Annotated in this window: 18 protein-coding genes; 4 read left to right on the top strand and 14 right to left on the bottom strand. The window is 27.8% G+C overall.

The annotated features are described in order from the left end of the window. Positions 1 to 51: 51 nt before the first annotated feature. The 3 genes from H8923_RS05635 to H8923_RS05625 form a co-directional block, all read right to left on the bottom strand. Positions 52 to 807 carry a TatD family hydrolase gene (locus H8923_RS05635; protein WP_243139957.1) on the bottom strand — a complete coding sequence of 252 codons (756 nt, stop codon included), beginning with the start codon at positions 805 to 807 and terminating at the stop codon, positions 52 to 54. 50 nt (positions 808 to 857) lie between these two features. Further along, positions 858 to 1,520 (bottom strand): TIGR00266 family protein, encoded by a 663-nt coding sequence (locus H8923_RS05630; RefSeq protein ID WP_153972124.1) that lies wholly within the window; start codon positions 1,518 to 1,520, stop codon positions 858 to 860. A 224-nt stretch (positions 1,521 to 1,744) separates the two neighbouring features. Next, the gene (locus H8923_RS05625) at positions 1,745 to 2,503 is read right to left on the bottom strand and encodes a MerR family transcriptional regulator (protein ID WP_153972125.1); all 759 of its coding nucleotides are present in this window, start codon (positions 2,501 to 2,503) and stop codon (positions 1,745 to 1,747) included. Between the two features lie 179 nt (positions 2,504 to 2,682). On the opposite strand from H8923_RS05625, the gene H8923_RS05620 reads away from it, so the two are divergent. Both H8923_RS05620 and H8923_RS05615 read left to right on the top strand, forming a co-directional pair. Then, complete coding sequence (locus H8923_RS05620) at positions 2,683 to 2,934, top strand: YdeI/OmpD-associated family protein (RefSeq protein WP_172976736.1); 252 nt, start codon at positions 2,683 to 2,685, stop codon at positions 2,932 to 2,934. Between the two features lie 268 nt (positions 2,935 to 3,202). Then, the gene (locus H8923_RS05615) at positions 3,203 to 3,994 is read left to right on the top strand and encodes a hypothetical protein (protein ID WP_153972127.1); all 792 of its coding nucleotides are present in this window, start codon (positions 3,203 to 3,205) and stop codon (positions 3,992 to 3,994) included. A gap of 454 nt (positions 3,995 to 4,448) precedes the next feature. On the opposite strand, the gene H8923_RS05610 is transcribed toward H8923_RS05615, so the two are convergent. The 8 genes from H8923_RS05610 to H8923_RS05575 form a co-directional block, all read right to left on the bottom strand. Next, positions 4,449 to 7,073, bottom strand: a complete 2,625-nt coding sequence (locus tag H8923_RS05610; RefSeq protein WP_153972128.1) for a cation-translocating P-type ATPase — start codon at positions 7,071 to 7,073, stop codon at positions 4,449 to 4,451. 245 nt (positions 7,074 to 7,318) lie between these two features. Beyond that, a complete protein-coding gene (locus H8923_RS05605; RefSeq protein ID WP_153972129.1) occupies positions 7,319 to 7,789 on the bottom strand; it encodes a hypothetical protein in 471 nt (156 codons plus the stop codon). A gap of 55 nt (positions 7,790 to 7,844) precedes the next feature. Then, on the bottom strand, positions 7,845 to 8,156 hold the full coding sequence (locus H8923_RS05600) for a hypothetical protein (RefSeq protein ID WP_153972130.1): 312 nt from the start codon (positions 8,154 to 8,156) through the stop codon (positions 7,845 to 7,847). Between the two features lie 75 nt (positions 8,157 to 8,231). Then, a complete protein-coding gene (locus H8923_RS05595; protein ID WP_153972131.1) occupies positions 8,232 to 8,747 on the bottom strand; it encodes a hypothetical protein in 516 nt (171 codons plus the stop codon). 31 nt (positions 8,748 to 8,778) lie between these two features. Continuing rightward, positions 8,779 to 9,231, bottom strand: a complete 453-nt coding sequence (locus H8923_RS05590; protein WP_153972132.1) for a hypothetical protein — start codon at positions 9,229 to 9,231, stop codon at positions 8,779 to 8,781. A 22-nt stretch (positions 9,232 to 9,253) separates the two neighbouring features. Then, positions 9,254 to 9,466 carry a helix-turn-helix domain-containing protein gene (locus H8923_RS05585; RefSeq protein WP_153972133.1) on the bottom strand — a complete coding sequence of 71 codons (213 nt, stop codon included), beginning with the start codon at positions 9,464 to 9,466 and terminating at the stop codon, positions 9,254 to 9,256. 11 nt (positions 9,467 to 9,477) lie between these two features. Beyond that, positions 9,478 to 9,972: a DUF2975 domain-containing protein gene (locus H8923_RS05580; protein WP_153972134.1), complete on the bottom strand. Its 495-nt coding sequence runs from the start codon at positions 9,970 to 9,972 to the stop codon at positions 9,478 to 9,480. A gap of 231 nt (positions 9,973 to 10,203) precedes the next feature. Then, positions 10,204 to 10,587, bottom strand: a complete 384-nt coding sequence (locus H8923_RS05575) for a VOC family protein (protein ID WP_153972135.1) — start codon at positions 10,585 to 10,587, stop codon at positions 10,204 to 10,206. Positions 10,588 to 11,244: 657 nt separating this feature from the next. Between H8923_RS05575 and H8923_RS05570 the strand changes: the two genes are divergently transcribed. Beyond that, a complete protein-coding gene (locus H8923_RS05570) occupies positions 11,245 to 11,454 on the top strand; it encodes a 4Fe-4S dicluster domain-containing protein (protein ID WP_153972136.1) in 210 nt (69 codons plus the stop codon). A gap of 2 nt (positions 11,455 to 11,456) precedes the next feature. Continuing rightward, positions 11,457 to 12,029: a 4Fe-4S binding protein gene (locus tag H8923_RS05565; RefSeq protein ID WP_153972137.1), complete on the top strand. Its 573-nt coding sequence runs from the start codon at positions 11,457 to 11,459 to the stop codon at positions 12,027 to 12,029. Positions 12,030 to 12,220: 191 nt separating this feature from the next. Here the strand turns inward: H8923_RS05565 and H8923_RS05560 are convergent, their stop codons facing one another. From H8923_RS05560 to H8923_RS05550, 3 genes are read right to left on the bottom strand one after another with little or no spacing between them, the layout of a single operon-like run. Further along, complete coding sequence (locus H8923_RS05560; protein ID WP_153972138.1) at positions 12,221 to 12,601, bottom strand: DUF1667 domain-containing protein; 381 nt, start codon at positions 12,599 to 12,601, stop codon at positions 12,221 to 12,223. Positions 12,602 to 12,603: 2 nt separating this feature from the next. Continuing rightward, a complete protein-coding gene (locus H8923_RS05555; RefSeq protein ID WP_153972139.1) occupies positions 12,604 to 13,848 on the bottom strand; it encodes an NAD(P)/FAD-dependent oxidoreductase in 1,245 nt (414 codons plus the stop codon). Further along, positions 13,838 to 15,298, bottom strand: a complete 1,461-nt coding sequence (locus H8923_RS05550; protein WP_153972140.1) for an NAD(P)/FAD-dependent oxidoreductase — start codon at positions 15,296 to 15,298, stop codon at positions 13,838 to 13,840. The genes H8923_RS05555 and H8923_RS05550 overlap by 11 nt, the downstream gene beginning before the upstream one ends. Between the last annotated feature and the right edge of the window lie 62 nt (positions 15,299 to 15,360).

Genomic DNA, 15,360 nt, shown 5'->3' with positions numbered 1-15,360 from the left:
ACTATAGTAACTATTATACCAATATAATTTATATAAAGTATATCTTAAAATTTATAAACTCATTATACTATTATAATTATCTTCTATCAATTTATTTAATTCATGTAAACTTAAACTTTTATAATTGCATATTTTTTTAACTAGATCTTTTATAATAGATGGATAAGCATATTCTCCATTTACCCATTCTAAAGCTTCTGGTCCATCAGTTTCAACTAATAACCTTTCCATTGGAATTCTATCCAAGATCTTATTAGTTATATCACTATACCCTAAATCTACACTTATAGTAAAATAACATCCAAGATTTATATATTTATCTAAAGTTTTTAAATCACCACTATACCAATGTATAATAGCTTTACTATAATCGTATTTTTTAAGAGCATTATATATTTCATCTTCTGCCCCTTTTGTATGTAAATTTATAACTTTATTTCGCTTTACACTCTCTTCTAATATAAAGTAAAATACTTCTCTTTGTTTTGTATATGTATGACTACCTTCAGACCATATAAAATCAAGTCCGATTTCACCAATTATTTCACTTTCCTCAATATACGGTATTAAGGTAGTTAATCTATTTTTAAATTCATGAGCTTTCCATGGATGTATCCCAAAACAAGGTTTTATATATTTACTTTTCTTTGCGTATACTTTATTTTTATTATAACTTTCTATATCCATGCTCATAGCTAGTGTTAATATCTGATTATTATTTATATCTTTTATAGCCCTTTCTATATTTTTACCATAAAAATCCAAATGAGAATGTGCATCTATATACATTGATGATAATATATTCATAAAGTTTGCTCCTTTTAATCATGATAAATAACACTGTTTAATTATACAATTTAACCATTAGAAGCTACTACTATAGGCTTTCTAGTTTGAATCCAAATTTGACCTGGCCCCCTAAATCTAGCTACAAAGCCTTCTCCACTTAAGAAAGAAGATGCTAACCCTCCACCAGCTAATTCTGTAGAAAATTCCATTTCATTTTCCCATAAAACTAAGTGAGTTGAATCTACAATATACTCTTCACCTATATTAAGATTAATTTTATGTATAGATCCACAAGAGTTTACAAATAAAGTCCCTTTCCCTACTGTTCTCAATCCAAATATACCTTCTCCACTACCAAAAATTCCTTTAACCTTTGCCTTAGCCTCTAAGGTAATTCCTTCAGTACAAGCTAAAAAATTACCATTACTTATTCTGTACTGCTTACTTCCATCTAACTCCACCTTAGTAATATCTCCTGAACCTGTTGGTGCTAGTAATATTTCTCCATCAGATGTAGCTCTATATTCTTGAAGTAATGCAGACTCTCCTGACATTACTCTTCCAAACATTTTTCCTATACTTCCTGCTTTAACTTTAAGTTCAAATGTTGGAGTCATTGCCACCATTGACCCTGCCTCGACTCTAAAAAGTTCTCCTCTAGTTGCATTTATCTTTAATAATCTACTGTCTCCTTGACATAGTAATTCAAATTTTTGTTCATTTAGACTCATAATATCCCCCTCATTGTTAAGTAATAAACTTATAATATCAGTTACATCTGACTGTATCAATGAAAAAACCTTTAAATTACAATGTTGTAAACTTTTAAAATTTAACAATCTTAATAAAAAATATGAAAAAGTTGTTAACAAAATAAAAGTTGCTGGTTATCTTAACTTCCAACAACTTTTATTTTATTTATAAATTAACTGTCAATATCTCAATATATTTCTAATTATTTAGCATATTTAACTATACAATCATGTAATACTTGAGCAGCTTCTTCTCCTACTCTATCATTATAGTATTTTGCAAATCTCTCATCAGCTACATACATCATAGCTAATCCAGCATGTGCTTGTGGAGTATACTTTGGCCATGAAAAACTTAACCATTCTCTATGCTTTTCATATACTTTTCTAGCATCTTCCGAACCTAGATCTTTTGTTTTTATTACTTCACTTAATAATTTAAACATTTCATCTTCAATTGTTTGCATATTATTAAAGTCTTCTTCGCTTAAGTTTAGAAGCTTTTCATTTGACTTTTCTACAGTTTCTTTACCATACTTTTCTCTTATTTCTTCCCCATATTTGGCTTCATTTTCAGCTATTTTCTCTTTTTTGAATCCTTCAAATTTTTCTTTATTTGACATTTCTATTTCTCCTTTTTTATATGCTAATGTTCTTTCAACTGTTAAAATTAATTTCTCTATCTGATTTTTTTTAGAAATCAATTCTTTATAATGTACTTCAAGAGCCTGACAAATATCAAAATTTGGTTGATAAATTGCCTGGGAAATTTCTTCTAGCTTCATATCCATTGATTTATAAAATAAAATTTGCTGCAATAAGTCTACCTCTTTTTCGCCATAAATACGATAACCAGATGAGTTAATTCTACAAGGCTTTAACAGTCCAATTTCATCATAGTATCTTAGTGTCCTCACACTAACACCTGCCAGTTGTGCTAAACTCTTAATTGTATATTCCATATATTAACCTCCTGACAATTTAATAATAAAGGTTTACGCAACGTTAATGTCAATATAAAAATTTAATTTTATTATTTCTCATTAATAAAAAAGCATCAGTTTTACATTATATAAGTTATAATATCTTTATAAATTTAGAAATATATAATATGATTATAGGTTTCTTGGAGGAAATTAATATGAATTATACATTTGAAACTATATTAAAAAAGCATGAAGAAAAAGATGAAGAAGTAAGAGATATAGAACTTTCAAATGATTTCAAAACTAGACTAGAAGATAATATAATAGCATTCACCTTCTATAACTCTTTATCTTATTCAAGCAAAAGAAAATACTTTCAATGGATATCTAGTGCAAAGAAATCCGAAACAAGAGAAAAAAGAATTAAAGAAGCTCTTATAAAGTTAGAAGAACATATACAATTATAATATTTATAACAAGAATAGAATTAAATCATTTTCCCTTATTTTTTTCATTTTTTGAAGTTTATTTGTAATAAAATGTAAACATGTTTATGGTAAATTTTCTATTATTATAATATATAATATATTTATATATCATTAATTTATAAGTAATTAAATAAAGTATCCATATCTAAAAATACACTATTTGTAAATTACAATTCAAAAGAAAATGGATCTTAAAAAAATAGTTACTTAGAATATGCTTATATAAAATGTAATCTAAGGAGGTAAAATGAAAAAAAGAAACATAATTTTATTAGCGTTTGCAATTATAAGTATTTTTCTTATCGGATGTAATATTATAGAAAAAAAATTTATTTCTGCCTCAACTTTGACTTCTCTATCTGATACTATAGAAGTTGAAAATTATAGTGTAGATATACGCGAATCCACACTATACGAAAATTACATACTAACTAAATATACTGTTGAAACATTAGATAAATCACCACTTCCAGAGAATACAGTTACTTTAAACGTGATTTTGCATTCTAATAATTCTAATCATAAACCTTTAGATAATTATATAATAAAAGAATCATTTATTTCTGACTATAAAAAAGAGTTTCTAACGATTAATTTTTTAAACACCCCCAAAGGTTATTCCTTTGATGTAACCTATGAAGTAAAGTTAAAAGACATAAAGAAACAAAAAAAGCTTTATTCAGATGGTAAATCTAAATTAAAAAAATCTACAAACACTAATAATGGTTATCACATTCTTAATAATAAAGTAAATATAAATAACATAAATATAGATACTAAAAGTTTACTTATAAAAAATAATTATAGTTTACTTAACTTTACTACTGAAAATGGAAATTTTATTCAGGATGATTATATCATAAGGGTAAAATCTGTTAACTTTGAGGATATATTTTTTATAAATCCTATTGGTGAAAGTAATTCGTTTTATGTTCCTATAACTTATAAAGATGGAGAAATCGACTTTAACAATCTAGAAATCAATTTAGTTAATGTTAATACTAATGAAAAAGCATTAATTTATAAAAGTAATACTTAAAATACATATTATAAAATAAAGAATGACCTTGATAACAGGTCATTCTTTATTTTATAATATGTATTACTTAATAAATCTATTTATATTGTAAATAATCTAAAACATTTTAATAATTCCATATACTGTAATTAATAGTCCCATCCAAGATATTATTTCTATAAAAATTGTAAACTTCTTCAATTTTTATCTTCCCCCATCTCATTTTATTTCATAATAAATAATTTTATAATTTCTTTATACTAAGCTTGATAATTTTATCATCCCTATTTACCTCTCATATATATAGACGTTTTATCTAGTACTAAAAGTTTCAACTTTTTTATTTTTATAAAAATAAAAAAGATCTATCTTAAAATAAATTTTATATTTTAAAATAGACCTAATTCTTATAATTTTTACGTATATCAATTACTTTGTATTTTAAATTAACAATGAGTAATTTAATATGCTTTGATTAATTACTTTTAATTAATTTACTAACTTCCATGACTATCATTGCAAAAACTGCCAATCCAAAACAAGTTACAAAGCTACTTAATCCATAAGATGCTGGTATTGCAAATATATCTCTCATAAATGGAACTAATGTTAATCCAAACATGCCTAAACAAACTATTACTGAACCTAAAGCATACTTGTTACTTGTAAATCCTAATTTAAATATAGTTTCAGTGTTAGATCTTGAAGCAAATGTTTGAATTATTCTTGACAAAGTAAGTGTAGCAAATGCCATCGCTGTACCTAACTCTGGAGACTCTTTCATGCCTATATACTGAGCAAGTATTGTAACCATACCTATTATAGTACCTCTTTTTAATACACTTGTTAAAGTTCCTCCGGATAATATACTTTCATGTGGATTTCTTGGAGGATTTTTCATTATTCCCTTTTCAGGCTGTTCAAGTCCAAGTGCTATTGCTGGTAATGAATCTGTTACTAGGTTTATAAATAATAATTGCAGTGTTGTAAATGGATTATTCCAATCCGCCATTACTGCAAATAGTATTGCTATTATTCCCCCTAAGTTTCCTGAGAATAGATAAGTTATTGACTTCTTAATATTACTATAAACTGTTCTACCTATTTCAACTGCATTTACTATTGTAGAGAAATTATCATCAAGAAGTACCATCGCAGATGCATCTTTTGCAACCTCTGTACCACTTCCCATACCAATTCCTATATCCGCTTGTTTTAATGCAGGAGCATCATTAACTCCATCACCTGTCATAGCCGTTATTTTTCCTTTTCTTTGCCATGCTTTTACTATTCTTATTTTATTCTCTGGTGAAACTCTTGCGTACACTGATATATGTTCTAAATTTTTATCTAACTCTTCTTCACTTAAAGCATCTAATTCCTGTCCTGTTAGTGCTAAATCCCCATTAATCATAATTCCTATATCTTTTGCTATTGCTGATGCAGTAGTTTTATGATCACCAGTTATCATTACAGTTTTTATTCCTGATTCTTTAGCTTCTTTTACTGCATCATATACCTCTTCTCTTGGAGGATCTATCATCGCCATTAAACCTATTAAAGTTAATTCATTTTCATCTTCTATTGATGGAACAAAGTTTTCATCATCTATTTTTTTAGTAGCGAAAGCAAGTACTCTAAGTGCTTTCTTAGAAAATCCTTCATTTGCATTTTTGTAATCATTAATTATTTCTTCATTTATTGGTACTAATTCACCATCATTTAGCGCATATTTACATCTACTAAGTACAACATCTGGTGCACCTTTGGTAAACATTAATATATTATCATCAATCTTATTTACAGTAGACATGAGCTTTCTATCACTATCAAATGGTAACTCATTAAGTCTGTTATATTTTTCTCTTAGTTTTTTATAATTTATATTATTTTTGCTTACATAATCTATAAGTGCTACCTCTGTTGGATCACCTATTTCTACACCTTCACCTGTAATATCCGAATCATTGCAAAGTGTAGATGCTAGTGTTAATGTAAACTCTTGACTTGACTCTATATCAGTTAAAGCTATTTCTTGACCTCGTGTATTATCCGCTAAAGCAAGTTTTTTAACTCCATACATATAGAAATCTACCACGGTCATTTTGTTTTGAGTAAGCGTTCCTGTTTTATCAGTACATATAACACTTGTTGAACCTAAAGTTTCAACAGCTGGCAATTTTCTTATTACAGCTTGTTTTTTAGCCATAGTATTTGTTCCCATTGCTAATACAATTGTAACTATTGATGATAAAGCTTCTGGTATTGCTGCAACTGCTATAGCTATTGCAAACATAAATGAATCTACTATATTTCCACCTCTGTAAACTTGAACTCCAAATATTAAAGCTGATAATCCAACTATACCTATCCCAAGTTTTTTGCCAAATTCATCTAGCTTTTTTTGAAGTGGTGTTTCCTTGCTTTCAGCAGTATCTAGTAAGTTTGCTATTTTGCCAACTTCAGTATTCATACCACATCCAGTCACTATATATATCGCTCTACCATAAACAACCATAGAGCCACTAAATACCATATTCTTTTGATCACCTAATGCACATTCTTCATCTATCGAGTTCTCATGCTTTAGTACTGGTTCTGATTCACCAGTTAACATCCCTTCTACCACCTTAAATGTTTGTGCTTCAATAATTCTACCATCAGCAGGTACATAATCTCCAGCTTCAAGAATTACTATATCTCCTGGTACTAACTCTCTAGATGGTATTGTTATTTTTACATCATCTCTTATTACTTTCGCATTCGGAACTGATAATTGTTTTAAACTTGCTAAAGAGCCTTCTGCCTTCTTAGTTTGAACCACCCCTAGTATAGAGTTTAATATTAATACAGAAAATATTATAATTGATTCAACTACTTCACCTAAAAATATTTGAACTAATGCAGCTATTAAAAGTATTACAACTAAAGGGTCTTTAAAACTCTCTACAAAAAGTTTCCATGTTGGAGTCTTTGATTTTTCTTCTAATTCGTTATATCCATTTTCCGCTAATCTTTTTTTAGCTTTATCTTGAGACAAGCCTTCCATCTTACTATTTAGATGCCTTATTACTTCCTCACTTGTTTTTTTGTAAAACATATATATCCCTCCAAAACTTAAATTTTACAAATAAAAAAAGACCGCCAAAGTAGAAATTGTAATCTACTCTGAAGGTCTTGCTAACAAGTTTATGTACTCGCTAATCAACCGGGATTTTACTCCGATCTGACGATTGATTATCACATTTAATGTGAAAGCTACTCCCCTTCAAGGGAATTCTTTTATTTCTTATTATTATATACATCTACCTTATTTTATGCAACTAATTTTCTGATATTTTACATTTATTTAACATATCTATCATAACTACCATCGTAAATTTCAGACTCTTTATTAGCTCTTTTCATAATAAATATATTTATATCTTCATAATAATCAATTCTAGTATGATGGCCTAATCCAGCATTTACTTGTGCTATATATATACCATCTCTGTGCTCTGGTGTATATGTAAATACAACAATAAAATAACCAATGAATAGCGAAATTACAATTGTAAAACCTAATAGTATATCTAAAACTAATTTAATCCAACAATTTTTATTAGTTTTTATTCTAAGTAAAAGTACTACTAAAGTTAAAATGCTACTACATATAGCTACATAAACTACATCCACCCACGAATGATATGTATAAGTTGCTCCCATTAATACATTTCCAGTCTTGTAGAATATAATAATTAAAATATCTAATATTATCATTGATAGTATTAACTTGATTAATTTATTCTTAGTATAAAATTTTATTTCTTCCATATCTTTACCTCATCGAATAACTTATTATTTATTCTATATATTAATTATATAGTATTCACTGCCATAACTTAATTAGAGGATCTATTCCTGCCTCTGGAAGTAAGTAAATAAACGATGTAAATAATATTTGTAATAATGTTATAAATATTAATGAAAGTTTAATACCTATTTTATCTTTAAGTGATTTTATAATATAGTATATATTTAAAATTACGGTAACCGTGTTAATTGATACACATACTGAAAATCCAGTATAAACGTTCAAACTAGTAATAATGCCAATTACATTAGTTAAATATAATAAAATATAAGTAATTTGACATATACATATTAACCTTTGCACCCATCTATCATCTATATTTTTCATATTCAGTCCCTTCACTTACATAATATAAATAAGACTTTTCAGTAAAATATTAATTACTTACTTAGCTTATACTACTCACCCCATAAATGTATAATCAAATCTATAAAAAATAACGCCTTCTTCTCCTAACCAAAACTCTATTGAATAATCTTTTTCTTTATCTACATATCCTATAATATTAGTTCCTTGTTCTATACGGCTATAGTAATTATCGCCATACAATTCAATTATTTTATCATTTTTATCTCCAACTTTTATTCCTTTTTCAGTCTTTAAATTTTTATCATTAACAATAAATCTTATTATTTTATTTTCATCTTTATTCGTTGTCACTTCAATGCCTTTTCTTAAAAAGTAGTAATTATATAAACTATTATCACGACTAAAATCTGATATTTTTCTATATTTAGAAACTATTTTTTCGCTGTCAATCTCATCATTTAAATATATTCCTTCAACATTTTCTTTACTTAAATCTGTCGATTTAGTAAAAGCATGATGATAACTTCTAGAAAAGTTTGCTTTAAAAGAAAAAATGCCCAATATTACTATAGATATTATTAAAATTGAAATAATAATCTTTTTCTTCATTATAAATATTCCTTTAATTTTTCTTTACTTATTAAAATATATCTTCTGCTATAAAAATTCGGCTAGTTCCTTGTATATATAATAGATATAGATTCGAGTTATCATCTTTGCTTATAGTATAAAACTTATATTTATCCTTTATATTAGGTCTAAATTCCTTAGAAATTTCTAAATCATATATTATATCTTTAACTTTAGCATTAATTGAATTATCTCTAGAATCAATCCACTGTATCGATGAATTTATTATATCTTCTTCATTCTCATATTCAAATACATGGTACCTTTCTCCATCGCCATGAAAACTAACAGAACTACTTTCATGAAATATCTCTTTTGTAGGTATTGGTATTTGTGTATCCCAATTCTCTTTAATAACATCTATACAATTATTAAAAAAAACATCCTCACAACCAAATAATTTTGTACAAAGTATTATTATCCCTAGTAATAAAATTTTAAATCTATTTCCTATTCCAATCATTTTACCCCCTATTCATCTTGTTTTACTCTTCATCTTCTACATACTCCAAAATATCACCTGGCTGACAATCTAGAGCTTTGCATATTTCGTTTAAAGTAGTAAATCTAACAGCTTTAGCCTTATTGTTTTTTAATATTGATAGGTTTGCTAAAGTTATTCCAAGTTTTTGAGATAACTCTGTCGCACTCATTTTTCTCTTTGCCATCATTACATCTAAATTTACTATAATTGCCATAACTATCTCCTTTATATTGTTTTATCATTTTCATCTTTAATCTCTATTGCCATCTCAAATAGCTTTGAAGAAACTAAACTCATAAAGCCTATTGCTATTGAAACAAATGAAACTATAATACATGGAAATATAGTTAAAGCATATAAATACATATCATAGAAATAACATAAAAATATTGTTACACCATTGAATAATATTACTTCACTAAATGCACACATAGCTATCTTTTTTGAAATAACTGGTACTCTTGGTGAAAAAGGATTTTTATTTGCTACTAATTCACATAATTTCTTTAATAAAATCAATGCATACACATATGGTATTGCACAAATATATATTGCAGCTGTAATTACACTGACTATATTTGAATCTTCTATTAATGATTGAGTTTTAAAAAATGCAGTTAATACTAATGGAGTTCCTATAAGTAATAGTAATGTCAGAACTATACCTACCAGCACTATATTGTTTAAAATCTTTGAACTTCTATTTGTAGTTATTTTCATCTTTATTACCTCGCTTTATTATCTTAATATGTTTCTAATATTAAACTCATTTTTATTCTTTGTCAATAATTTAATATCAAAAAACAATATTTTTTTATTGTAAAACAATAAATATTTTTTATAGAATGCTAATGTTAAAGTTACGATTTTCAAGACAGTAATATCTTAAAGTAAATAAATGCAAATAAAAAATAACCTACTCTAATAGGTTATTTTTATTAAAAATTATTATTAAAATGTATCTTCCCTAAGCAAATAATCATTTCCATCTTGGTCCTTAAATGAGAACATCTTCCCATAAGGCATTGTCATTAATTCACCAACTTTAACACCATTACTTTTCATATCATTATAAGCAGATTCTATATTTTCTGTACTTAATAATATAGATGGATGCCCTACATTTGCAGAAGGGTTTTGAGCCTGCATCATTTTCTTATCATATAAAACAAAAGTAGTAAACTCATTTTCACTTGGTCCAACTTCTAACCATGTCATATTAGGACCCATTTGTCGTTCAAACTTAACCACGAAATTTAACTTTTCAGTCCAAAACTTTCTAGCTTCTTCCTGGTTATTTACATATATAGTTATTTTACCTATTTTATTTATCATATTTATTTCCTCCTAAAAATAACCTATACTTATTATACTCATATTTTATCTTCTTGTATTGTAAAAATTTGACATAATAATAAAGAAATCGTGGATAATTCTTTAGGTGCAAATCCAGTCATAGACTTTACTTTACGTTCAAATTGTCTTAATGACAAATACTGTTTCTTACAAAGCTGCTCTAAAGATATATCCTCATTCTTATATAATTTATATAGAACATCTATAAAACTATTTTTTTATATATTTTTTACAATATTCATTTAAATGTTTAATTATATAATCTTTATCTTCACTATCTAAAATATCTTTATCTAATTCATCTAATCTATATTCTTATATCTTATTTTTTATATTATTCAAATCTATGACAAAAAGTATATTTGCATCATGATTGTAGCATCTTATCCCTATAATTCTTACTTATCCATTATTTTATTTATTAATTAAAATACTATTATATTAGGTATCGATACCCATCATCTACATCTACCAACCACGCCATCATATTTTTTTCCATGTAACATATCCTATATGAATTCATTCTTATAATTTTTAATATTTATACGTAATTCACTATGTGACAATATCACTGAATAATAACTCTGAATATAATATCCTTTAAACATAAATAATATAAATTTCGGAGGTTATATCATGGCACTATTAAAAAGAAAAGCTTTTATTGACACAAGGTTTTGTGTTGCATGTGGTACTTGTTTAAAGGTATGTCCTTTCAAAATAATAAAAATAAATAAAGATATCGTTGCTGAAATAGACACTAAAAAATGTATTGCTTGTGGAAAATGCGCTAAAGCATGCCCAGCATCAATCATAGAAATTAAGCAAATGGAGGTAAATGATTAGATATGAAAAATAATAAAACGAATTTTAAAAATTATCTATGGATTTTAAGCATTTTATATTTATCTTTAGGATTATTTAATATCTTATTTGCTTGGCTGGGGCTTATATGCTTCTTAGTTCCATTGATAATATCTGCATTTAATGGTGGTAAAAAATATTGTCACTCCTATTGTGGAAGAGGTCAACTACTTAGTATCCTAGGTGATAATTTAAAATTATCTAGGTATAAGGATATGCCTAGATTTTTGGTAAGCAAACACTTTAGGTATGGATTTTTAGCCTTTTTTATGACTATGTTTATAATTATGTTATTCAATACTTATTTAGTATTCAGTGGGGCTTCAAATGTAAAGGAAGTAATAACATTATTTTGGACATTCAAACTTCCATGGAACTGGGTAAATACATCTATGACTAGTCCTTGGATCGCTCAATTTGCATTTGGTTTTTATAGTATGATGGTTACATCTACACTACTTGGCATAATCACAATGATTTTATACAAACCAAGATCATGGTGCATCTACTGTCCAATGGGAACAATGACACAACTAATATCAAAATCTAAAAATTAATCATATTTCTAATTATACATACAAAAATAAAACGTATCTTAGAATAAACACTTACAAATTGCTCAATGTGAAAATGTGAAATATAAAGTTACTGATATTTGCAGCATCTTCTCATCTGCATGTAAGAAACTTTATATTCACACTTCACCCCTTTCATCAAATAAACAATTATTCTAAAATACACCCATACACTACATTACATCCATAGTTTTTGCACTTATTACATTAACGCCTGTATCTAAAATATTTTCTACTATTACATCCCCCACTTTAACTGGAGCATTAACTATAATCTTATCTAACGCTTCCATAATATCAAATATCATTCCCTTTGGAATAGGGTCTTCTGTTTTAACTGGCAGTAACTGTAAGTATGAGTTTTCAAGCTTTACTGTCGTAGTTATAACTCTTGTAGGATTAGTAAGTTCTTGTACAGCGTACTTTTCTCCCCTTTTACAAGTATTTCCTTCTACTTTGAATCCTTCTTCTAATTGTTCTACATTTAAATGGCATCCCATAGGACAAACTATACAAGTTAGCTCTGTTTTAATTAAAGTATCTACTGCGCTCATATTTAAGCCTCCTCAACACTTACAGTTATATTACCTGTAATATTTTTCAATATATTAGTTTTTATATTAATACTTTCCATCTCTGATGGTATCATATGTAATCTTTTCTTTTCTAAAACAACTTCATCATTGCTTCTTACTACTAGCTTTTTATTTTTATAAATATTTCTTACTCTCATAAATAAGTTAATATCTTCATTACTATTTGTATCAACATTTTGAGGGACTATATATCCTATCCCTTCTCCTGCAACTGTATTTATAGTTTCATTATTTTCTAACTTGTTTAAGCAGTACTTCGCTGCATTTTTACCAGCTATTCTACTTTCTTTAGTAACAAAGTCAACTAAATCATGAACATGAACAACATTACCACAAGCAAATACCCCATCTATATTAGTTAGCATAGAATTATTCACTATTGGTCCACTAGTTCTCATATCTAACTTAACACCGGCATCAACACTAAGTTCATTTTCAGGTATTAGACCTACTGATAATAAAACTGTATCACATTCTATAAATTCATCTTCACCTTTTACAGGGTTTCTATTTTGATCTAACTTACTAAGAGTTACCCCACTTACTCTGTTCTTCCCATGTATATAACTTATAGAAGTACTTAGTTTTAATGGTATTCCAAAGTCATCTAAGCATTGTACTATATTTCTAGTAAGTCCACTTGAGTGAGGATTTATTTCTACTACAGCCTTTACTTTAGCGCCTTCTAAGGTCATACGTCTAGCCATTATTAAACCTATATCTCCAGAACCATAAATAACTATTTTTTTACCTACCATGTATCCATCCATGTTACTTAATCTTTGTGCTGCACCTGCTGTATATACTCCAGCTGGTCTGTAACCTGGTATATCTATAGCACCTCTTGTTCTCTCTCTACATCCCATAGCTAAAACTATTGCATCTGCTTGAATATTTATAAGACCTTCTTCTCCAATAGCTTCAATACTTTTATCTTCATTTATATTTAAAACCATAGTATCTAACATATAGTCTATATTTTCTTCTTTAACCATCTCTATAAATTTACCTGCATATTCAGGACCTGTTAGTTCTTCCTTAAATTCATGAAGCCCAAATCCGTTATGTATACATTGGTTAAGTATTCCACCAAGCTCTCTATCTCTTTCTATTATAAGAACATTTCCTGCACCATTTCTCTTCGCTTCAACTGCTGCACCTAGGCCAGCAGGTCCTCCACCAATAACTACAACATTATATTTCAACTAACTCACCCCTTAATTCTTTTACTTTACCTAATACTACCTCCGAATTATCATAATCCTTTAGCACTTCTTCTACAGGAATATTTAATTCTCTAGCTATTATCTCAATTACTCTTGGTCCGCAGAAACCGCCTTGGCATATTCCCATTCCTGGTCTAACTCTTCTTTTTACTCCATCAACAGTCCTTGCACCACAAGGTCTATTTATTGCATCTACAATCTCACCTTCTGTTACACTTTCACATCTACATATTATTTTCTTATACCTTTCATCACTTTTTATAAGTTCTTTTCTTTCTTCTGTTGTCATATGTGAAAATGGCTTATGTTTCTTTCTTATTGGGTTAAAGTTTTTATTTTCTTCTAACTCTAAACCTTCTTCTTTAAGTATTTCTATTACATACTCTGCTATTGCTGGTGCAGATGCTAATCCTGGAGATTCTATTCCACCTACATTTATAAAGTTTTTAGCCACTTTAGAAGCAAATATACAAAAGTCTCCTGTAGATGATGTTGCTCTAAGACCTGCAAATGATGTTATAGTCTTTCTGTAGTTTATATTTTCTATTGTTTTTCTAGATGCTTCTACTATTTCATTTATTCCATCTTTACTTGTACTCTTATCATCTTTATCTTCAACTTCATTAGCGTTAGGTCCAACTAATAAATTACCATGTACTGTTTGTGTAACAAGTACCCCTTTTCCTTTTGTAGTTGGACATTGGAATAATACATGATTTGCTATTTTACCTTCAGATTTATCAAGTATTTTGTACTCTCCTTTTCTCGCAGTTATATAGTACTCATTTCCACCTATCATGTTATTTATTTTATCAGCGTATACTCCAGCGGCATTAACTACATACTTTGCTTTTATATTACTGTTATTTGCTAATTCTATATTAAAGTATTCATTATCTTTTCTTATATCTAAAACTTCAGATTGAAGCTTTAACTCTACTCCATTGTTTATTGCATTTTCCATTAAAGCCACATTTAGATTAAATGGACATACTATTCCAGCACTTTCACAAAGTAATGCTCCTACTACATTTTTATTTACATTTGATTCTATGTTAATTACTTCTTCATGATCTAGCAACCTAAGACCCTTTACATGATTCTTTACTCCTCTATTATAAAGTTCTTCTATATGTCTTTTTTCATCTTCATCAAATGCAAGTACTAAAGAACCAATTTGCTTAAACTCTACACTTAAATCCTCGCATAAACTTGGATATAATTCATTACCTCTGACATTTAGCTTTGCTTTTAGACTTCCAATCTTTGCATCAAATCCCCCATGTACTATAGCACTATTTGCCTTCGTTGTCCCTTGGCATACTTCAACACCTTTTTCAAGTACTACAGTATTTAAATTGTATTTAGATAATTCTCTTGCAATTGAACTTCCAGTTATGCCTGCCCCTATTATTGCTATATCATACATAATTTTACCTCCAACATTTATCTTAATTTTTGGAAAAAATATAGAGAGCCCCCTATATGCAT

This window comes from Romboutsia faecis (assembly GCF_014323405.1).
Lineage (GTDB): Bacteria > Bacillota > Clostridia > Peptostreptococcales > Peptostreptococcaceae > Romboutsia_E > Romboutsia_E faecis.
Note: the sequence above shows the minus strand (reverse complement) of the source record. Positions and strands in the feature narration are given on the sequence as shown.

Coding starts and splice junctions, on each gene's coding strand:
- H8923_RS05585 (WP_153972133.1), bottom strand. CDS start 9,466: ATGGCAATTATAGTAAATTTAGATGTAATGATGGCAAAGAGAAAAATG.
- H8923_RS05590 (WP_153972132.1), bottom strand. CDS start 9,231: ATGATTGGAATAGGAAATAGATTTAAAATTTTATTACTAGGGATAATA.
- H8923_RS05630 (WP_153972124.1), bottom strand. CDS start 1,520: ATGAGTCTAAATGAACAAAAATTTGAATTACTATGTCAAGGAGACAGT.
- H8923_RS05600 (WP_153972130.1), bottom strand. CDS start 8,156: ATGAAAAATATAGATGATAGATGGGTGCAAAGGTTAATATGTATATGT.
- H8923_RS05580 (WP_153972134.1), bottom strand. CDS start 9,972: ATGAAAATAACTACAAATAGAAGTTCAAAGATTTTAAACAATATAGTG.
- H8923_RS05605 (WP_153972129.1), bottom strand. CDS start 7,789: ATGGAAGAAATAAAATTTTATACTAAGAATAAATTAATCAAGTTAATA.
- H8923_RS05625 (WP_153972125.1), bottom strand. CDS start 2,503: ATGGAATATACAATTAAGAGTTTAGCACAACTGGCAGGTGTTAGTGTG.
- H8923_RS05595 (WP_153972131.1), bottom strand. CDS start 8,747: ATGAAGAAAAAGATTATTATTTCAATTTTAATAATATCTATAGTAATA.
- H8923_RS05620 (WP_172976736.1), top strand. CDS start 2,683: ATGAATTATACATTTGAAACTATATTAAAAAAGCATGAAGAAAAAGAT.
- H8923_RS05635 (WP_243139957.1), bottom strand. CDS start 807: ATGAATATATTATCATCAATGTATATAGATGCACATTCTCATTTGGAT.
- H8923_RS05615 (WP_153972127.1), top strand. CDS start 3,203: ATGAAAAAAAGAAACATAATTTTATTAGCGTTTGCAATTATAAGTATT.
- H8923_RS05560 (WP_153972138.1), bottom strand. CDS start 12,601: ATGAGCGCAGTAGATACTTTAATTAAAACAGAGCTAACTTGTATAGTT.
- H8923_RS05565 (WP_153972137.1), top strand. CDS start 11,457: ATGAAAAATAATAAAACGAATTTTAAAAATTATCTATGGATTTTAAGC.
- H8923_RS05570 (WP_153972136.1), top strand. CDS start 11,245: ATGGCACTATTAAAAAGAAAAGCTTTTATTGACACAAGGTTTTGTGTT.
- H8923_RS05550 (WP_153972140.1), bottom strand. CDS start 15,298: ATGTATGATATAGCAATAATAGGGGCAGGCATAACTGGAAGTTCAATT.
- H8923_RS05575 (WP_153972135.1), bottom strand. CDS start 10,587: ATGATAAATAAAATAGGTAAAATAACTATATATGTAAATAACCAGGAA.
- H8923_RS05610 (WP_153972128.1), bottom strand. CDS start 7,073: ATGTTTTACAAAAAAACAAGTGAGGAAGTAATAAGGCATCTAAATAGT.